This is a genomic window from Gordonia sp. NPDC127522 (genome assembly GCF_042672305.1).
Taxonomy (GTDB): Bacteria; Actinomycetota; Actinomycetes; order Mycobacteriales; family Mycobacteriaceae; genus Gordonia; species Gordonia hongkongensis.
In genome coordinates this window covers 1-20,039 of sequence record NZ_JBHXVK010000002.1, presented here as the reverse complement: position 1 = coordinate 20,039, position 20,039 = coordinate 1, and the positions used below count along the sequence as shown (strand labels likewise).

The 20,039-nt window shown below is 71.3% G+C and carries 14 protein-coding genes; 8 read left to right on the top strand and 6 right to left on the bottom strand.

Features of this window, described 5'->3' with window-relative positions; translation table 11 throughout:
* Positions 1-82 precede the first annotated feature (82 nt).
* Complete coding sequence (locus ACFVHY_RS04395) at positions 83-625, top strand: hypothetical protein (protein WP_390268892.1); 543 nt, start codon at positions 83-85, stop codon at positions 623-625.
* On the opposite strand, the gene ACFVHY_RS04390 is transcribed toward ACFVHY_RS04395, so the two are convergent.
* From ACFVHY_RS04390 to ACFVHY_RS04380, 3 genes are all read right to left on the bottom strand, one after another.
* A complete protein-coding gene (locus ACFVHY_RS04390; RefSeq protein ID WP_390268889.1) occupies positions 606-2,111 on the bottom strand; it encodes a dynamin family protein in 1,506 nt (501 codons plus the stop codon). The genes ACFVHY_RS04395 and ACFVHY_RS04390 overlap by 20 nt on opposite strands.
* Positions 2,108-4,120: a dynamin family protein gene (locus ACFVHY_RS04385; RefSeq protein WP_390268886.1), complete on the bottom strand. Its 2,013-nt coding sequence runs from the start codon at positions 4,118-4,120 to the stop codon at positions 2,108-2,110. Before ACFVHY_RS04385 ends, ACFVHY_RS04390 begins: the two co-directional genes overlap by 4 nt.
* A gap of 187 nt (positions 4,121-4,307) precedes the next feature.
* Complete coding sequence (locus ACFVHY_RS04380) at positions 4,308-7,619, bottom strand: IniB N-terminal domain-containing protein (RefSeq protein ID WP_390268882.1); 3,312 nt, start codon at positions 7,617-7,619, stop codon at positions 4,308-4,310.
* 349 nt (positions 7,620-7,968) lie between these two features.
* On the opposite strand from ACFVHY_RS04380, the gene ACFVHY_RS04375 reads away from it, so the two are divergent.
* Entirely contained in the window at positions 7,969-9,726 is a 1,758-nt protein-coding gene (locus ACFVHY_RS04375; RefSeq protein ID WP_390268880.1) for an Hsp70 family protein, read from the top strand.
* Between the two features lie 35 nt (positions 9,727-9,761).
* Entirely contained in the window at positions 9,762-12,254 is a 2,493-nt protein-coding gene (locus tag ACFVHY_RS04370) for a LuxR C-terminal-related transcriptional regulator (RefSeq protein ID WP_390268877.1), read from the top strand.
* 108 nt (positions 12,255-12,362) lie between these two features.
* Here ACFVHY_RS04370 and ACFVHY_RS04365 read toward each other — a convergent pair whose 3' ends face one another.
* Both ACFVHY_RS04365 and ACFVHY_RS04360 read right to left on the bottom strand, forming a co-directional pair.
* Positions 12,363-13,046, bottom strand: a complete 684-nt coding sequence (locus ACFVHY_RS04365) for a GPP34 family phosphoprotein (RefSeq protein WP_390268874.1) — start codon at positions 13,044-13,046, stop codon at positions 12,363-12,365.
* A 70-nt stretch (positions 13,047-13,116) separates the two neighbouring features.
* A complete protein-coding gene (locus ACFVHY_RS04360) occupies positions 13,117-14,679 on the bottom strand; it encodes an alpha/beta hydrolase (protein WP_390268871.1) in 1,563 nt (520 codons plus the stop codon).
* Between the two features lie 176 nt (positions 14,680-14,855).
* Between ACFVHY_RS04360 and ACFVHY_RS04355 the strand changes: the two genes are divergently transcribed.
* From ACFVHY_RS04355 to ACFVHY_RS04335, 5 genes are all read left to right on the top strand, one after another.
* Positions 14,856-15,809, top strand: coding sequence for an ABC transporter ATP-binding protein (locus ACFVHY_RS04355; RefSeq protein WP_390268868.1), 954 nt, complete (start codon positions 14,856-14,858; stop codon positions 15,807-15,809).
* Positions 15,806-16,627 (top strand): ABC transporter permease, encoded by an 822-nt coding sequence (locus tag ACFVHY_RS04350; RefSeq protein ID WP_390268865.1) that lies wholly within the window; start codon positions 15,806-15,808, stop codon positions 16,625-16,627. Before ACFVHY_RS04355 ends, ACFVHY_RS04350 begins: the two co-directional genes overlap by 4 nt.
* The gene (locus ACFVHY_RS04345) at positions 16,609-17,778 is read left to right on the top strand and encodes a sensor histidine kinase (RefSeq protein WP_390268862.1); all 1,170 of its coding nucleotides are present in this window, start codon (positions 16,609-16,611) and stop codon (positions 17,776-17,778) included. Before ACFVHY_RS04350 ends, ACFVHY_RS04345 begins: the two co-directional genes overlap by 19 nt.
* A complete protein-coding gene (locus ACFVHY_RS04340) occupies positions 17,775-18,395 on the top strand; it encodes a DNA-binding response regulator (RefSeq protein WP_390268859.1) in 621 nt (206 codons plus the stop codon). Before ACFVHY_RS04345 ends, ACFVHY_RS04340 begins: the two co-directional genes overlap by 4 nt.
* A gap of 138 nt (positions 18,396-18,533) precedes the next feature.
* A complete protein-coding gene (locus tag ACFVHY_RS04335; protein ID WP_390268856.1) occupies positions 18,534-19,292 on the top strand; it encodes an SDR family oxidoreductase in 759 nt (252 codons plus the stop codon).
* Between the two features lie 224 nt (positions 19,293-19,516).
* Here ACFVHY_RS04335 and ACFVHY_RS04330 read toward each other — a convergent pair whose 3' ends face one another.
* Positions 19,517-19,924, bottom strand: coding sequence for a hypothetical protein (locus tag ACFVHY_RS04330; RefSeq protein WP_390270305.1), 408 nt, complete (start codon positions 19,922-19,924; stop codon positions 19,517-19,519).
* Between the last annotated feature and the right edge of the window lie 115 nt (positions 19,925-20,039).

The following is a 20,039-nucleotide window of genomic DNA, read 5'->3' as shown; positions in this document are numbered from 1 at the left end:
GTCAACGGGTGGCTTCGAGAACGATGATCCGGGGTTGCGCCGGTTCGGGGTGGCGGAACGCGCAGGCAATTATCATCGAGGGATGTCGAACGCCGACGGCTCTCCGCCGCCCCGCCCGCGCGTCGCCGTCACGCCGCTGCGCCCGCAGCGGCCGGTCGGACGCTCTCCGGTCACTCGGTACGTGATCCTCGGTTGGTTGGTGTCGGTGGCCCTCGTCGCGGTGATCGTCGGTCTGACACTGTTGTCACTGAACGACATTCGTTCCGTCCTGGCCGCCGATCTCGTCCGGACCAATCCGGGCAGCGGGACCGATGCCGCACGCGCCGTGGACATCTCGTTGATGGTGGGCGGGGCGATCGCGCTGGTCGTCGTGCTCCTCGGGTTGTACGGGTCCGCGCGACTCTGGGCCAGTCGACGGTCCGGCCGGAGCATCCTGACGGCCGGCGCCGTCGTCGCCGTGGCCGGCGCCGTGGCCTTCCACCTCACCGTCAGCCCGTCCGGGACCGCACTCGCCGACGCCGGACTTCCGATTGTCGCCCAGTGGATTCCGGCGGTGGCCGCCCTCGTCGCGGTCGTCGCCACTGGAGCGTCCTACACGCGGTCGGTCACGGCATCCCTGCGCTGAAACCCTGGCCGCCGCTCCGGACTGCCTCACCGAGTTGGGCGACGATGCCCTCGGCACTACGCACCGCGACCTGACACGCCGACGCCGAGGCCGGCGCGAGGAGCGGATGCCCGGCACGTGCCCGCCAGGTCCGCGCGGCGTCGATCGCCGCGTCCCGCAGTGTGTACACGTCGGCGGTCGCGGGCAGTCCGAGGCGGGCCGCGGGATCGATGCCCGACCCGCCGATGAGTCGGGTGATCTCGGCCGTCTGGTCAGCGGGGAGGTCAACGCCCCCGGCCCGGAGGGTGGCTAGCAGACGCAGCTCTCGGAAACCGTGGACGTCTGCGAGTTCCCGGCGAACCGCGGCCCGGACGTCGCGCGCCCCGGCCGACGATGACGCGGCCAGGAGGTGATCCATCGTCACCAGCGCGGAGTGCGACTTGAGCTGGTCCGCGCGCTGCCCGAACTGGGTGTCGATGATGGCGCTCAACTCCGAGAGCCCGCTGCGCTCGACGAGGTCGGCGGCCAGCGCCGACGACGAGCCGGCACCGAACCGGATGAGCGTGACCGCCATTCGGATGCCGAAGGCGCCGAAGCGTTCGGCCAGCGAGCGCCGGAGCTCGGCGGGTATGTCGGGCAGGATGTCCGGCCGGGAGAACCGGTCCATCGTCAGCAAGGCCGCCTCGAGGTCGGGTGCCGGGGTCGCGGCCAGCTGTGCCAGCGCGCGGAACTCGACCTCCCGCATGGTGCGGGCGGCCAGTGCCAGCAGTCCCGCCACCGGCACGACCGCCTGGCACAGGCCCGTGCGTTCGAGCTCGCCGGCGAACCGTCCGGCGATCTGGTGCGCGGAGATCATCGCATCCATCCGGCCGGCGCCGAGCTCGTCCGCGCGGGAGACGACACCGATGACACCCAGCGGGCCCGACGATCCGCCGATGGCCGACCCGATGCGGCGCAGCATCGTCGTGTCGGTGGCGGTCAGCGAACGCAACAGGTAGACGACGGCGTCGACGCCGGACTGGCCGTCGTCGGGGGTGAGGAGCCGGATGGTCGACGCGGACAACTCCGTCGACAACGACGCCGTGCCCGGGGTGTCGACGATGGTCGTCGACTGCAGGGCACGCGCGGGCCATTCGACGTCCAGACGGTCGACGCGATCGGCGGTGAGCCGCCCGAAATCGAAGCCCAGTCGACCGTCGACGCGGGTGACCGGGATGCCCACCGCGCGACCGTCGTCGACGTGTGCGGTGACCGACGGCGACCGGCCGTTGCGGTACCAGGTGACGACCCGCGTGCACTCGGTGGCATCGGTGGGGGCGATGTCCTGTCCCACAAGGGCGTTCAGCAGCGTCGACTTGCCAGCTTTGAGCGAACCGGCCAGGGCGACCCGCACCGGTTGGTACAACCGGTGGGCGCACACGTCGAGCTCGGCCTGTGCGTGCGGGTCGTCGGCGAGGGCGGTGCGGGTGGCGTCGAGAAAGCCTCGGACGCGGGCGATGTCGGTCATCGGCGCGGAAGCTCCGCAGCGGGCTCGTCCGGGTCGAGATGATCGGCGGCCTTGCGCAGCGCGGCGACCGCGGTGAGCCGGGACTCGAGTTCGGCGACGCGTCCGGATCGCTCCGAATCGGCGAGGGTCGCGGCAGACTGTGCGGCACTGAGGGATTCCGAGATCGAGCGTGCGGTCTGTTCGGCGACCGAGGTGAAGTGATCGCGGAGGACTCGCTGGATGACCCGCAACCGATCGCGGGACTCCTTGCCGACCTGGAAGCTGACGTCGTCGGTGAACGCGCGCACCGCGACCTTCGCCTTGGCGCGGCGTTCGAGGACCTTCGCCGCCTTGTCATCCCGGTACGCCTTGGTGCCCAGGAGCAGTCCGGCGCCCACGGACACCGGGTTGATGAGCGCCATGCCGACCATCGTCGAGATGAGTCCGAACATCAGCACACCGCCGTAGGAACCGCGCATGCCGATCAACAGCTTCTGGGCGAGACCGACTCTGCCGCTGTCGAGTTCGGCGAGCTCGGCCACGGAATCGAGCACACCGGTCAGATCGGCGACGTCGATGTCGGGCAGCGAGTTCTGGCCGGCCGCCGCGAAGTGGTCGGCCACCCGCTCGGCGAGCCACACCGATCGCTCATGTGCCCAGACGAAGTTGTCGCCGACGACGGCGGCGGTCTGATCGGCCAGCCACTCGCTCAGCTGTTCCCAGTCGACCCCCGGATCGCCCTCGTCGATGGCGCGTTCGGCTTCCCGGGTCACCGCGCGGAGACGGTCCCGCAGGTCGTGGTCGATGTCGGCGGCGAGGTCGGCGATGCCGTCGGCCAGCGTCTGCTGCCACTGAGCGGACTGACGCCGCATGGCCTCCGCGTCGGACTTGGCCTCCCGGAGTGCGCCGACGGCGCGGCCGGCGGTCTCCGGATCGCGCAGGGCGGCGAGTTCGCTGCTCAGGGTGAGCGCGAGGTGTTCGCTGACGACCCGCAGATCGGTGGCAACGGTCGTGCGGGTCGCCTGCCGTGCGGTGGACACCACGCGCTCGCGCAGGTACCGGTACAGATCGAGGAACCCGGCCTCCGCGTTGAGTTTCTCGTCGCCGAGCCGCAGCGCGTGGGTTCGCAGCACCGAGGAGACGGGCAACAGCGGGATGTCGAGGTCCGCGGTCTGCAGATGAGTGCGGTCGGCGTCGACGATGGCGCGCCAGTGCGGGTACAGGTCGGTCTTCGTGATGAGGCACGCGATGGTCGGGCACAGTCCGGCGACCTGCTGGAGGAAGGACATCTCCGGCGCGGTGAACTCCTGGCTGGCATCCGACACGACGAGTACCGCGTCGGCTGCCGCGACCATGCCCAGAGTCGCTGCGGCATAAGGGTGTCCGTGGCCGCCGACGCCGGGGGTGTCGACGAGGACGAGGCCGTCGGCGAGCAACGGGCCGGGTGCCTCGATCTCGAGCCGGAGCACCTCGCGGCCACCGGCGAGCGGGGAGTCGGGGGTGATGCCGGCGATGGCGTCCATCGGCACCGGGATGCGGTTGTCGGCGGCCGGGCCGTCGACGACCAGATGGGCCGACGGTTGCTCGGCGTGGGAGATCACGGTCGGCACCGCGGTCGTCTCGTCGTCGCCGACCGAGCACACGTCGAGGTTGAGCAGAGCGTTGACGAACGAACTCTTGCCCTGCTTGAGCTGTCCCACCACGACGATCCGGAGCCGGGGATCGGTGATCCGGGTGCGCGCTCCGTCGAGCCGGCTCACGAGATCGTTGCGGCCCGCCTCCCGGGCCACCTCGGACATCGTGGTCAGCAGGTCGCCGATGGTGCTCGGCGCCTGCGTCCGTGCGGGGATCGTCACTGCCGGGGTCGCCGGGGCTGCGGCCGTGGTCGCGGGCGCGGGTGGCCGGGGCGGGGCAGCGGCGTGTGCCGGCGCGGTCGGGGCTGCTGCCTTCCACGTGGGGGCGGGGTCAGGTGCGTCCCGATCGGCGGCGTGCCGGCCGACGCGAGGTGGTTCGGCGGGTGGAGTGGTCATGGTGTCCTCACGGTAGCGGTGAGTCGGCCCGTCCGGTCCGCATCGGCGGGGCTCCGCACCCGTTCGGACGGTGCGTGCGAGCGCGCCGGGCGAAGGCGGGGCCGGACGAGGACCGCCCCGGGCCGGCCCACGCCCAGGGTTGCTGGAGCGTGAGACGGTCCCGGGGCGGGTTGCCGACGTGACCGGGTCAGTCGGCGTCGGGTCCGGCGTCCGGGGTGTTGACGCCGATCCCGGTGTCCGTGTCGCCACCGAGGCCACCGGTCAGGCCTCCGGTGAGACCGCCGGTCAATCCGCCGGTGAGGTCGGCGGTCGTGTCGGCCACGCCTCCGACGGTCGAGTCGACCGCGCCGCCGACGGTGGTGTCGACCGCGCCGCCGAGTTCGGCACCGGTGTCGGTCACGCCGCCCAGGTCCAGGCCGCCGTCCGCGCCGGCACCGCCGCCGGCGTCCACGCCACCACCGACCACTGCGCCGCCGGTCAGACCACCGGTCACCCCACCGACGATGTCGGTGGCCGTGTCGAGGGTGCCGCCGATGCCGGTCTCGAGTGAGCCCGCGGTCTCGCCGGCTGCGTCAACCGCACCGCCGACCGTGCCGGAGATCGCGGTGGTCAGTTCGGAGGTGACCTCTGCGGGCAGCTCGGTGTCGAGCGCACCGCCCAGGCCGAGGTCGCCACCGAGGCCGAGGTCTCCGCCGAGGTCCCCGCCGGCGCCGAGACCACCGTCGAGAACCGCACCGGCAGTGGCTCCCAGATCGGCCTCGCCGAGCCCGCCGCCCAGGCCGGCGAGTCCGGTCTCGAGGGTCCCCTCGAGCCCGCCCCGCAGGGTGCTGTCCAGCCCGGCGACCAGGTCCGTGCCGGTCTCGGCGACGGTGCCCAGGCCGGCCAGTGTGCCCGCGCCCAGGTTGCCGGTGAGGCTGTCGACCACTGTGCCGCCGAGGGTTTCGGTGACCAGGAGCGGTCCACCCACGGTGATGGTGCCCTCGGGGGAGAGGATGAGGCTCGGGTTGACGATCGCCTCGAGTTCGCCGGTCAGCGCCCCGCCCAGGCCACCCGTCGCCTCCAGGGTCGAGTCCAGGGTGGCGACGAGACCGTCGGTGGCCGACAGATCCACGTCGAGTGCGGAGCTGAGAACGGTGCTGAGGGCTGCCGGGAGTTCGGCCCCGCCGGCCAGCTGGCCGGCCAGCGAACCACCCAGCTCACCGCTCAGCGCGGTCCCGAGGACGGCGCCGAGGGACGCGCCGAGGTCGGCACCCACATCCCCGCCCGCAGCGAGCACGGCCTCGAGGGTTCCGCCGAGGTCGGCGGCGGTCTCGGTCACCAGGCCCAGTCCCGCGCCGGCGTCGAGTGCGGCGTCCAGCGCCCCGCCCAGCTGTGTGATGAGGGCGCCGTCGACGCCGAGTGCACCGCCGAGGTCCGCGGCCAGCAGTTCGCCGACGTTCAGGCCGGCACCGGCGGCGGCGTCGAGGATGCCCTCGACGCCCGCGGCCGCGCCCAGCACCCCGCCCAGGGTGGCGCCGAGTTCGCCCGCGAGCTCACCGCCGCCACCGACGATCGCGCCGAGTTGCGCGGCCAGGTCGGTGGCCAGTCCGCCCTCGAGCAGACCCGTGAGGTCGGCGCCGAGGACGCCGCCCAGTTCGAGGGCGCCACCCAGCGCGGCCCCCAGGTCGGCGCCCGCGGCGGCACCGAGGACGCCGGTGAGCACGGTGCTCAGCGCGGTGTCGAGGCCGGCGCCGGCCGACAACAGTCCGTTGAGCGCGGCTCCGAGTTCGGTGCCGAGGCCGCCCACGACCCCGAGACCGCCGCCGAGAGCGCCCTCGACCGCGCCACCGAGACCCGCGCCCAGTCCGGCACCGAGTCCCAGTCCCGCTTCGAGAGCGCCGCCGACGCCGGTTTCGAGCGCCCCGCCGAGACCGAGACCGGTTTCGAGGGCGCCGCCGAGTCCGGCAGTCAGATCTGCGGCCAGCCCACCTTCGAGGGCTGCGGCCAGGGTGCCACCCAGTGCCGCACCGAGACCGGCGGCGGCCTCGCCACCGACTTCGAGGCCGGCGGCCAGAGCGCCGGCGAGAGTCGTGCTGAGATCGCCGCCGGCTTCGATCAGGGCCTCGACGTCGACGATCCCGCCGGCTTCGAGGACGGATTCGAGCGCCGCGGCGAGTCCGGCCTGAGCGCCGCCGCCGACACCGAGGACGGCGGTCAGGGCGCCACCGAGGACGGCGTTCGCGCCGGCCGCGCCGGTCAGGACCAGTCCGCCGGTCGCCGCGGCCGTCGATGTCAGGGCCACGCCGAGTGCGGTGCCGACGGAGGCGGCGGCGGTGCCGCCCGCGGCCAGGGTCGAGCTGAGTGCGCCGCTGAGGGTGGCGCCGAGTTCGCCGGACAGGTCGGCGATGGCCTGCGCGTCGAGCAGACCCGACAGCGTTGCCGAGAGGTCACCCGCGACATCGAGAGTGGAGGTCAGGGCGGCGGTCAGATCGCCGGACAGTTCGGCGCCGAGGCCGAGCGCGCCGGTGAGTACCGCCGAGAGTGCGCCGCCCGCACCGAGACCGGCACCGAGCGCGGCCGCGAGGTCGGCGCCGAGTGCGCCGCCCGCGCCGACCGTGGCGCCGAGCAGACCGCCCAGCGTCGCGCCGAACGAGCCGGCGAGTTCGCCACCCAGTTCGAGCGCGGCGGACAGCTGCGCAGCGAGACCGCCCCCGAGTCCGAGCCCGAGGTCGGCGCCTGCGGCGAGGAGTGCGTCGAGCGAAGCCCCGAGCTGGGCGACCAGGGCGCCCTCGGCGCCGATCGCGCCGGCCAGCGTCCCGGCGATGACCGGTCCGATGCCCGCAGCGAGCTCGAGGCCACCGTCGACGACCGTCTCGAGCGCGGCTCCCAGCGCGGCACCGAACTGCGCGGCGATGGCGCCGCCGGCGCCCAGGCCCGCGGACAGCGCCGCGCCCAAGGCGACGGCCAGCTGGCCGGCGAGGTCGAGATCACCGAATGCGATACCGCCGAGGTCGAGATCGGCCAGGGACAGGCCCGAGAGGTCGATGCCGCCCAGCCCGATGCCGCCGAGGAGACCGCCGAAGTCGATGTCGCCCAAGTCGATTCCACCCAGATCGAGTCCACCGAGGTCGATGTCGCCCAGTTCGAGCCCACCGATGCCGCCGAGGTTCACGTCACCGAGGTTCACGTCTCCGCCGCCGACGTTGATGTCGCCGAATTCCAGGCCGCCGAGGCCGACTCCGACGCCACCGCCGCCGATCACGCCGCCACCGACCGCGCCGCCGCCGATCACGCCGCCACCGACCGCGCCGCCGCCGGCACCGATGATCGCACCGAGGCCGCCGCCTGCGGCCAGACCGCCTCCGGCGACCAGCGGGGCGGCAGCGGAGATGTCGGCGGGGGTGACGCCGGTGAGTCCGGCGCGATCGATCGCGGCCTGGGGATTGCCGCAGTAGGCGTTGAAGGATTCCTCGTCGCGAAGCAGACCGAGGATGAAGTCGAGTACCGCGTTGGTCGCCATGGCGTCGTTCCTTGCGTCGGGGAGATCGCAGTTCGATCCCGTGTCGAGTTCGACCGTATGGACTTCGGGGCCCGACGACATCGGGGTGAATCCCCAGTCCTGCCGACAACCGGGGGGTGGGTCATCCCCCAGGGGGATTTCGACCGGGGGACGGGGTCCGGGCGCCGCCGGCATAGGGGGTCGGGACTTTCCCCCTAATCCCCGGCCAGGGCTAACACCAGGGGGTCGGTCCGCGACACACTGGGTGAAGTGCACCGCCGGGGCCGGGGCACAAGACATCGACGGATTGCCCGCACGACGCGGCACCGTCACCGCCCACCGTCTGCAGGTGCGAACAGGAGTGAGCGTCATGGCCATCGGGATCGGTGTGAAGATCGGGTCCGCGAACAGCGTGGCGGTAGCCGCCTCGGAACAGTCCTGGGAGGGCGCGGTCTCGGTCGAGACGTCCGCTCTGGTGGATGCCGACGACTTCCTCGGACGGGTCGGCGACCCGGTCCCGATGCTCGACGACCACGGCCGCACGATCGCGGCCGCCGACCTCTACGCCGACGCGGTCACGGCGCTGGTCGCCCGGCTCGACGTCGGCACGAACAGCGTCGACTCGACACCGTCCGACGACGTGCACCTGACCGTCGTGCACCCCGACAACTGGTCCGATCAGGCAGTCGACGAGGCCCGGGCGGCATTTGCCGCCCACCCCGACTCGGTGCCGGCGGACGCGATCACCTGGGTTCCCGAGTCACGGGCGACCCTGGCCGCAGCCGAACACGCCGAGGGCGCCTTCGGTGACGGCGCGGTCGTCGTCTGCGACCTCGGCGCCACGGGGCTCACCGTCTCCGTCCTGACCACCGGCTCCGATCCGGTCTCGGTCGGCCGTCCGCTGCATCTGGACACCGTGAGCGGCAACGAGTTCGACCGTTTGCTGCTGGCGCACACCCTGCGGGTGACCGGCGCCGACGCCGAGGTGGACGCGGGTCTGGCCGACCCGGCCCGGAGCGGCGCCATCCTCGACGACGTGAACCGGCTGCGGGAAGAGTGCCGCCGGGCCAAGGAGTCCCTGTCGGTGGACACCGACACCGTCGTCGACGTGCGGATCGGGCAGCTGAGTACCGAGGCGCGGCTGGTCCGTGACGACATCGAGGACCTGCTGCGCGCACCGGTCATGGAGGCGGTTGCGCTGGTCCGTGAAGCGGTCTCCGCGTCCGCCGTCGGCCACGACTCGTCGGGCGCGCACGCGGCCCCCGGGATGAAGCCGGCCGGGGTGACCGCGGTCCTGCTCGGTGGCGGCGGTGCGGCTATCCCGCTCGTCACCGAGATGCTGTCCTCGACCCTGCGTCTACCGGTCGTCGGAGACCCCGATCCCGCGTCCGCCTCGGCAGCCGGCGGAGCGCTGATGGCCGGCACGACGCTCGCCGCGCGCCGGTCGGCGATCGCTCCGGCCGCCGCCACGACCGCGGCCCTCGTCTCGGCCGCGCCCGAGGAGCGGCCGCTCCGCGAGATCGTCCCGGCTCCGAGCACCCCGGTCGCCGAGCCCGCTCCCCGGTTCTCGCGTCGTAAGCGCGGCACCCTCATCACGGTCGGCGCCGCCGCACTGGCGCTCGTCACCGCAACCGGACTCTCCGTCGGTACCGGACTCGTCGGCTCGGTCGGCGAGGCGACGCCCCCACCCGCGGGAGCGGCGACCACCACGGCCACCTCGACGCAGAACCCCGGTGGCGCCCCGGGCACCACCGCGACCGGTGCGCGTCCCGGCACCACCGCGGCACCGGTGACCGGTACGGGAACCCGGGCTCCGGGCACCGCAACCGATGCGCCGCGACGGACCGCGGCCGGCGCCCCGTCTGCCGGCGCCCCGTCTGCCGGCGCCCCGTCTGCCGGCGCCCCCGCGCCCGGAAGCACCCCCGGCCGCCCGGCGCCTGCACCGTCGCCCGCGCCTGCTCCAGCGCCCGCACCAGCGCCGGCTCCGGCCCCTGCTCCAGCGCCTGCACCGGCGCCGGACTACCCGGAACCGGACACCGGCGGTGGCGGCATCACCCCGGGCGGGGTCCTCGACGGCACCGGCCGGGTGCTGTGCGGCGTCACCGGCGTCGTCGGCATCGACTGCTGAATCCGTTGACTCCCCGGTCACCCCTGGACCGTTCGATGACGCCGACGACATCCGTGTCCACGATCGATGACCTTCCGGACCCGTCCTCGGCCGCGTCGCGCACCTCGTCGTGGGTGGCGGGCATCGTCGATCGCGCGCACTCGGGCCATCCGCTGTGCGCCGTGGCCGTCGGCACCCCCGGCAGCGGACGCTCGGCACTGCTGAACGCGGTGCACGAACAACTCCGACGACGGGACCTCCCGGCGAGTGTGGGGCTGCCCGCCGCGGACGGCGCGGGTCCCGTGTTCGTGCTGGCCGACGACATGCATCTGTGGCCGGTGGCCATGTTCGAGACCGCGCTCGGCATGCTCGACGCGGGAACGATCGGGCTGATCGCCACGATCGAACCGCGGGAACTGGACCCGAACGTCCGCCGGTTGCGCGACCGCGCCCGACCGTTCGGAGCGGTCCTCGAACTCGAGGCGCTGGGTACCGCCGATGTCCTGACCCGCGCGTCCCGCGCCGGGCTGACCCTCGCGCCGACAACGGCGTCGCTGATCCGTCGACGCTGTGGCGGTGCGCGAGCTCCCATCGACACCGTGCTGCGGGCGCTCCGGAGCAACTCGAGCAGCGCCGCGCGCGTCATCGACGAGCCGGGTGCCGACGAAATCGCCGTCGTCGATCGGGTGTCCCGCGAGTGGCATCATCGGCTGCTGCGCGGGCTCGATCCGCTCACGCTCGCGGTGCTGGCCCTCGCCTCAGTCCGGGCGCCCCTCGACCCCGACAGCGTCGCCGAAGCGGCGGGCACAGACCCAGCCGCCGCGCTCGAGGCGGTCGACCGGGCTCGCGGGTGCGGGCTGCTACGCGGCGCGGACGTCTTCGTCTCGGCCGCTGCCGAACCACTGCGAGAAATTCTGGGAGACAGGCGGATCGACGAACTGCGACGCAACTCGGTCGTCGTCGGACTGCGGGCGTCCGACCTCACCCCCGACACCGCCCTGCTCGCGGCCGAGGCCGGTGTCGACGACCCGCGGATCGTCGACGCGCTGCTGGCCGGCGCGGTCGACGCGACCGCTGCGCGGGCGGTGGTCCTCCTGCAGGCCGCCGATCGGGCGGAGCCGGGGCGTGATGACGTCCGGCTGCTGATGGCCCAGCGCGCCTTGGCGTCGGGGGATCTCGACGGTGCGGGTGCCGCGGCCGACCGTCGGCTGGAATCGGCCGCACCCACAGACGAATGGGTCGCGGAGTGGGTGGAGCTCGCCGCCGCAGTCGCGGCGCGGCGCGGACTCGCTTCGCACGCCGCCGACCTGTATCGCTGGACGAGATCTGATCTTTCTGCATCGCAGTCGTTGTCGGCTGCAGTTGCCCTGCTCGCGGTCGGCGACCGCGCGGCGGCCACGGCCATCGGCGCGGTCGATCGTGGCCGCGCGCCGGTGGCGAGTCGGGCCACACGGTCGCTGGTGGTCCGCGGGCTGCTCGCCACCCTCGACGACACGGCCGAGATGACTCCCGGCGATGCGGTCGACGCCGTGGTCCGCGGGATCTCGGCAGGGGCGACGTCATCCCGAGACCCGTCTGCGGCCCGAATTCTGCAGGCGGCCGCCGCGGTGGCGTTGAACCTCGGCGACACCGTTGCCGCGCAATCGATCCGGACGGTGGCGGCGGAGCCGACCCGGACCATTCTCGACGCCGAGGCCGCGCTCGCCGTCGGCGATCTCGAAGCGGTCGCGCGTCTGCTCCCGACGACGCAACCGCAGGGGATGTCCGAACACTCTCGGGTGCAGACCATCCGGCTCGGGTTGGCCCGGCGCCACGGTGACCTGTCCGCGCTGTCGGCCGCGTGGCAGGACGGCCTGTCGCTCCTCGCCGCCATCGAGGTGGACCTCTACCTGTTGCGTTCGCTCGGCGAGTTCTGGATCGCCGCAGCGCGACTGGGCCAGATTCCTGCGATTGCGCGGTATGTGGACGCAGCCGACCGGTTGCTCGCGGATCTGGGCGACCCTCCGGCGTGGTCGGCGCCGTGGGACTTCGCGGGCGTCCAAGCCGCTGCCATCACGCGCGACCAGTCCGCTGTGGCGCACCGGTTGACTCGTCTCGACCTCGCGGCGGCGCAGAACCGCACCGCCGGGTCGCTGACGACCGGTGCGCGCGCCTGGGTTGCGCTGAACGACGCCGGCGAATCGACGGAACCCGTCACCGCCGCCGTCGAAGCGCTACGGAGCATCGGATTGCACTGGGAGGCAGCGCGACTCGCGGGTATGGCCGCGTCGCGCGCCGACGATCCCGCGACCGCGGCCGGCCTCCTGGACACCGCTCGCTCGGCCGGCGAAGATCGGCGGTTGACTCCGCTGATCGGCGGGCCGCTCACCGATCGCGAGGCCGAGGTCGCCCACGAACTGCTGCAGGGTTTCACCTATCGGGAAATCGGTGAGCGGCTGTACATCTCGGCGAAGACCGTCGAGCATCACGTCGCCCGGATCCGACGCCGGCTCGACGCCGGATCGCGGTCGGAACTGATGGCTGCTCTCCGCGCGGCCGGGTATCGGTGACGGCTCGCGCCGCCTGTGCTGGAAACCGCCCGACAGCGGCCCGGCGCGAGCTCTACGTCGTCTGTCCGATTCTCCGGGGTGGTTTTTCCAGGCTGCGGCGATCGCCCGTCAGTTCGTGCCGACCACTGCCACCGTGACCGCGACGGACGATGCCGCGATGGCTGCCGCCGTCCGCACGACCGCCGTGTTCACTGCCTCGGCGCCCCAGTCCCCCTTCTCGAGTTGCTTGCCGCGGCGGTACACCTCGCCGGACCAGCGGATCGTCGGGTGGAGGTGCGACAACACGCCACTGGCCGACAGCAGGGCGGCCACCGCGGCAGTCCGCGCGTCGGGGTCGGCGCCGTCGACGAGTACCGCACGAACACGGCCCTGGAGCGCCTTCTCGTAGCCGGTGTCGACCGGGAGTAGGCGGGTGATCGGGAACAGTCTCAACAGCTTTCGCCGTTCCTCCCGGATGAGGCCGCGTTCCTGTAGCCGGTCGAGGACCGTGCCGCGGAGATCGGCGCCGATCGTGGGCAGCAGCGACTGCACGCCACGCGGCCGCCGGGCGATCGTCCTGTAGGCGCGGGCGAGCAGCGGGTCGGACGGCTCGGGTCCGGGCACGGCCGTGATGCGGGCGCCGGTGAGTCCGCCGCCGGCGTCGTCGATCTCCACGGCCCCGCGGAGTCCGAGTTCGACGAGGACGGCCCCACCCAGCGTGTAGAACAGGGTGCCCTCGCCTGCGATCGCGCCGGACTCGTCGTCGTGCAGCATCAGCAGCAGGTCCTCGACGATCAGCGGTGTGGTGTCCATCGGGTGGTCCTTTTCTGTGATGAGTGTGCGACCGGGATCGGCCCTGATCCTTCCCGGTTGGGGCGACCCGTCACAAGGTGCATCGCGCACCCGGCGCGGGTGGCGTCAGATCGAGCAGGTAGGCGTCCACCGTTGTGTTTACGCAGTCGTTCGTACCGGCAGCCGCCACAGTGTGTTGGGTGCCCTCGACGGTGAGCAGCGAACCCCCGAGCGCGTCTGCCACCGCGACGCCACCCTCGTACGGGGTGCTCGGGTCACCGGTGATCGAGATCGTCAGCGTCTCGGGGAGGCCGCTCACGTCGGTGGCGTAGGGCACGCCGAGAGTCGGTTCGCCCGGCCAGTACTCACAACCGTCGCGGGCGCCGTCGTAGCCGGTGCCCGGGTTCATGAACGGTGCGGCCTCCCAGATCCGCTGACGAAGTGCGCGGGCGTCCTCGGGGGACAGGCGATTCTCATCGGCACAGTTGATCGCGTGATTGGCTTCGGTGAAGTTGCTCCAGCGTCCGTTCTCGTCGCGACCGCCGAACGAGTCGCTGAGCAACTGCAGGAGGTTGCCGCGACCGTCGGCGAGCTCGGTGAGGCCGGCCCGGATCGCGGGCCACGCCGCCGGGTCGTAGAGGCCGGCACCCACGCCGCCGACCGCAGCGTTGAAGTCCAACGTTCGCCCCTCTCCGCTGGGTACGGGCTGTTGGACCAGCGGGCGGACCAGGCCGGAGAACACATCGGTCGCTCGGCTCGGATCGGTGCCCAGCGGGCAGTCGGCGCGCGTCACACAGTCCGCCGCCATGGTGTCGAATGCCCGCTGCATGCTCGCGAAGGTATGGGTGCGCGTGTCGGCGTAAGAGGTGGTCGGGTCGATGCCACCGTCGAGGAGCATCGCCCGCACATTGTCGGGGAACATCTCGGCGTACACCGCTCCGAGGCGGGTGCCATAGCTCTGGCCGAAGTAGGTCAAGCGGTCATCGCCCACCACCGAACGCAACACGTCCATGTCCCTGGCGACATCCCGGGTTCCGAACCGGGACAGCACGTCTACACCACCGGAGCCGTCCGCGCAGCGCTGGACCGAAGCGCGGGTGTCCGTCGCGGTCCATTGCCCCTCGGCGGCCGGGACCGCACCGGGTAGCTCACCGGCGTCGAGCTGCTCGTCGGTGAGACAGTCGACGGCCGGGACGGACGCCCCGGTCCCGCGCGGATCGAATCCGACCAGGTCGAAGTGTTCAGTTGCCGCGCGATCGGCCCAGGTGGTTGCCAGCGTCGCGGCCATCGCCGTGCTGCCGGCCCCGGGGCCTCCGGTGTTGAGGACGAGCGAGCCCTTGGACTCACCGCGCGCCGGGATCCGCATCACGGCGATCCGTGCGGTGCGCCCGTCGGGATCCCGGTAGTCCAGTGGCACATCCATCCGCGCGCACTGTGCCGTGGGTGCGGTGGCGAAGAGCTCGGCTTCGGTCTGGGTCGACGGGTAGTCGTCGCACGGTCCGAAGGAGAGCTCTTGCTGGTAGAAGCGGTCCAGATCACCCTCGCCGGAGCTGGGCGCGGAGCACGCGCCGACCGCCAACGCCAGTGCGAGGGCGGCGCCGAGAACTCGCCGACGGGGCGGACGCAAGAGGAGGTTCGAGGTGTCGTTTCCCATGTGTTCCACTCTCACCGCCGAACGGCGTCGACGACAGTGCACCCGATCAGCGAATGTCCATGCGGATCGGCATGTCTCGGACATGACAGATGTCATGGCCCGACCATGACATCCATCGCGAAACCTGATGATGCACAGCACTACCGAACTCGCGACTTCGGCGCGAAGGTGTGAGCATGAACGATTCGATCAGGAACACCGTCATCAGTGCACGCGGCCTGCGCCGCGTCTACGGCAGTGGCGCAACAGCATTCGAGGCTGTCCGCGGCATCGATCTCGATGTCGCGGAGGGGGAGGTGTTCGCCCTCCTCGGTACGAACGGGGCGGGTAAGACCTCGACCTTCGACCTTCTGGAGGGTCTCGTCGCGCCGACATCCGGCGAGGTCGAGATCTTCGGACTCGATCCGCGGCGTGAACGGGCGAAGGTCCGGCCGCAGATCGGTGTGATGCTGCAATCCGGCGGTCTCCCCGCCGATCTCACCGTCGCGGAGACCCTCGAGATGTGGCGCGGGACGTGCTCGCACCCGACGACCGTCGACGACGTGCTCTCGAAGGTCCGGCTCACGGATCGGGCCGACGTCCGCGTCGCCGCGCTGTCCGGCGGCGAGCGGCGACGGGTCGACCTCGCGTGCGCCTTGTTGGGCCGGCCCCGGTTGCTGTTTCTCGATGAGCCGACGACCGGCCTCGACCCCGAGAGCCGCCGCAGCACCTGGCAACTGCTCGCCGACCTCAAGACGTCCGGCGTGACAATGGTTCTCACCACCCACTACCTCGACGAGGCAGAAGCTCTCGCCGACCGGATCGCGATCATGCACCGGGGCGAGATCGCCCGGCGCGGAACGCTACGCGAGATCGTCGACCGGCATCCGGCCCGGATCGCCTTCGACCATCCCGGACTGGTGCTGCCGGAGTTCCGCGGCGCTCAGGTCGATGCGTCGACGCGCGTGCAGGTCTTGACCAGCGACCTCCAGGGACATCTCGACGAATTGCTCACCTGGGCACGTGTCAACGCAGTGCCGCTGGCCGGACTCGAAGCCCGGGCGGCCTCACTGGAATCGGTTTTCCTCGACATCGCGGCGGGCACCGACGACCCGGCCGAACTCGCCCACACGAACGGAGCAGCCGCATGACCACCGCAGACACCTTCCCGACCGCCCCGACGCGCAGGCGTCGACCGCTGACTGCGCTGTCGATCGCGGAGTTCCGGCAGTTCATCCGCAACAAGACGCTCGTCGTCATGGGGATCGTCTTTCCGATCGGCGTCCCGCTGGCCACCTTCTTCCTCACCCGCGAACAGTCGGGAACCTCACCCGAACTGACATTCACGACGCTCGAGACGTTTGCGCTGGTCGCCCTGCTCTTCGTGCAGTACTACTCGGTGCTGTCGATGATCACCACGCGGCGGGGCGAGGGCGTTCTGAAGCGTTTGCGCACCGGCGAGGCCGCGGACTGGCAGATCATGGCCGCACCGGCGGTACCCGGCGCGATCCTCACGGCGATCGGCACAGTGATCGTGGCGGCGGTGATCTACGGGGCCGGCGCCCCGGCGCCGGTCAACCCCGTTCTCGTCGCCATCGCCCTCATCGCCGGGGTCGCGTTGTTCTCCCTGCTCGCACTCGCGACGAGCGCCGTGACGCGCAACGCCGAAGCAGCGCAGATAACCTCGCTCCCGGTGATGGTCGTGGCGATGGTCGGCCTCGCGTCCATCCGCGGGGTACTGCCCGAACGGTTCGGTGAGATCGCCGCCTGGACCCCGTTCGCCGCGATCTCCGATCTCATCTCGCTCGGGACTGTCGGACGCGGCGCGACCGTGGCGGAGTCGATCCCCGCCGCCGACTTCGCGGGCACGTTCGGCGACATCGGCCAGCCTCTTGCGACACTGGTGGCATGGACCGTTCTGGCGCTCGCACTGACCGCGCGGAGCTTCCGGTGGGACGATCGCGGCTGAGTCGGACGACAGACTGGTGGCGCGCGCAGTCCGGAACGCAGCGGTACCGGCTCTACACCCAGCTGACGCTCCAGTTGGTCGTCGTCGGTGTCGCGGTGGCGGTGAGTATCCCGGCGACCGCCGTGTGGGGAATGGTCGGGATGTGGGTCGCCGGATTCGCCGCCGTGCTCGCACTCGAGTCCCAGCCGGATTTCGCGATCTGGTCACCGGTGCGGGCACAACGGTGGCTGTTCGGCGTCGCCGTCGGTCTGATGATCGGGGTCTGGACCGCCTACGCGGTCCTTGCCCGCGTCCTCACCGGACAGAATGATCTCGACACCGCGCGGCCCGTCGGCGTGTACACCGCCTTTCTCGCCGGCATGGCGGTGCTGCCTTTCCTCCGGCACCGCTGGTGGCTTCTGGGCGTGATCGCCGTCGCCACCGGGATCGCCTATGCGGGTTCACCACGTGGGGTGCTGGGGATCACCGGGGTGGTGGCTGCGACGGGTACGCTCCTGATGGTCACGACGCTGCTGACTCGCTGGGGCCTGCAGGTCATCGACGATCTGGAGAGAGCCAAGGTGGTGGAAGCCCGGCTTCGGGTGGCGGAGGAGAGATTACGTTTCTCTCGTGACCTGCACGACGTCGTCGGCCGGGGATTCTCGGCGATCGCGGTCAAGAGCGAACTGGCCGGGACCCTGCTGCGAGCGCGGTCGACCGACAAGGCAGAAGCGGAGATCGACGAGATCAAGGTGCTCGCCGTGCAATCCATGGAACAGATGCGAGCTCTGGTCCGCGGCTACCGCGACATCGACTTGGTCGGCGAGGTCGCGGGAACACGGTCCCTGCTGTCGGCAGCGGGATGCGAACTCGTGGTCGAGGGCGATCCGGCGCAGGTGCCCGACCGGTTCCATGAGGTCGCCGCATGGGTTGTCCGCGAAGGTACGACCAACATCGTCAAACACTCATCGGCGTCGTCGGCCTGGCTCACCCTCGGCCCCGCGGGCATGTCGTTGCGCAACGACGGTGTGGCCGTGCAGGACTCGCCGGCAGACGGCCCGCACTCGGGGCTGCTGGGGCTTGCCGAACGTCTCGACATGGTCGGTGCAAGCCTGCGCACCAGCCGGTCCGAGGGACTGTTCACCCTACAGGTTCGTTGGGAGACACCATGATTCCTGTCCTGCTCGCCGACGACGAGACCTTGGTGCGGACCGCGATGGCCACCATGCTCGACCTCGAAGACGACATCGAGGTCGTCGCCCATGTCGACTCGGGTGAGCAACTCGTCGAGCTCTGGCGTGCCCGGCGCGACGCGGGCGAACCGACCGCGGTTGCGGTGATCGATCTGCAGATGTCGGGCATGGACGGTATCGACACCGCCGTCGAGCTCCTCGAACTCACCCCCGATGCCGGAACACTCATCGTCACCAGTCACGGGCGGCCGGGGTATCTGAAGCGCGCCCTGACCGCGGGCGTACGCGGTTTCCTGCCGAAGACCACACCGGCCGCCACGCTGGCGCAGGTGATCGCGACCGTGCACTCCGGCGGACGCTACATCGACCCGGAACTCGCAACCGAAGCCATCAGCACCGGTGACTCGCCGCTGACCGCCCGTGAGGCCGACGTCCTCGAGTTCGCTCTCGACGGTGCGTCTGTCGAGGAGATCGCCCGCCGGGCACACCTGACCGCGGGCACGACGCGAAACTACCTGTCGTCGGCGGTGTCGAAACTGAATGCGTCGAACCGGTACGAGGCCGCGATCAAAGCGCGCGACCTGGGCTGGATCTGAGTTCTCGTCAGACCCGGGCGGCGGGAATTCGGTCTGCCCCGGTGATTGACGAATCGGCACCAGACGGCCGGCCGCTGCTCGAGAATCGACGCGAGGCGACGACCGCCCGTTCCGGCTACCGAGCACCGAAGGACGACGATGACTGCTGACCTGTTCGATGTGAGTGGTAAGACCGTGCTGGTCACCGGCGGCACGTCGGGTATCGGGGCGATGATCGCCCAGGGTCTGCAAGAACGCGGGGCGAGGGTGCTGATCACCGGCCGCAACGACGACGCGCTGGCCGAGGCACGCGCCGCGGGACTGACTGCGTTACAGGCGAACCTGTCGACGCCCGAGGGCGCACGAACCCTCGCGCAGCAGGTGGCGTCGGAGACCGACGCCCTCGACGTCCTGGTGAACAACGCGGGCGCGACCTGGGGTGCGCCCCTCGAGGAGTTCCCGGACTCCGCGTGGGACCGGGTCCTGAAGCTCAACGTCCAGACGCCGTTCGTGCTCACGCAGACGCTGTTGCCGTTGCTGACCGGTTCTGCGACTGCCGAGAATCCGTCGCGGGTGATCATGATCGGCAGTGTCGACGGGATCCGGGTGCCGCGCACCGCGTCGTACTCCTACTCGTCGAGCAAGGCGGCCGTCCATCAGCTGACGCGGCATCTCGCGCGGGACCTCGGACCGCGTCACGTCACCGTGAACGCCATTGCGCCAGGCCCTTTCGAATCCAAGATGATGGCCCCGATCCTGGCCGAACTGGGGGACGAGGTCGCGGCGGCGGCGCCGTTGGGGCGGATCGGTCGAGCCGACGACGTGATAGGGACGGTGGTGTACCTCGCCAGCCGTGCCGGCTGCTACCTCACCGGTGCAGTCATCCCGGTCGACGGAGGGATCGCGACAACGCTCTGACCCGGCCGACTGACCGGCGTCGCTGTCAGTCGTAGAGAATTGCTTCACCGCGCTGCCGGAATGCCTCCCGCGTCTGGGGTCGTCGAGCGATTGGCACGGCCACCGGGGCCTTGCGGCAAGCCCCGTCGTCGACATGTGGTGGAAGTGGCGGGGTTCGGGGACAGGCGACCCGCCCCCCGAACCCATCTCGGTCCTCCCTCCTCCTCACCACAGGTCCACTGTCCTCACCACTGGTCGAAGCCGACGTTGACCTGGGGGTATCCGGTGTCGATGTGGTTGTTCATCCAGTGGTTCTGGGCGTGGGGTCCCCAGATGCTGCTCATGGCGGTGTTGACGTTGTGGGGGTGGTTGGTGAGTTGGTAGTTGGCGGTGGGGCCGAAGGCGCCGATGCGGTAGATGGCGTTGACGTCGAGGTGGTTGGTGAAGGGTGCGGTGGCGGTGATGGTTTCGGTGGCTCCGGGGTAGAGGATGTGGTGGGGTGCGTTGACCCATTGGCCGCCGTCGGCGTTGGCGCCTTGGAGGTATTCGGGCTTGTCGGTGTGGTTGGTGATGGTCATGGCGACGGTGGGTTCGCCGGGGCGGGTGATCGGCAGGGTGCCGGCGTGGGCTGCGCCGGCGGCGCCGAGGGCGATGCCGGTGGCGGCGGCGAGTCTGAATCACCCTAGGTTCTGTGCCGCCTCCAATATGGGCTGGTCCTCGGGGCCGAGGCCAGCGTAGTGAAGCGTTTCGAACTCGGTCGGGGGGATC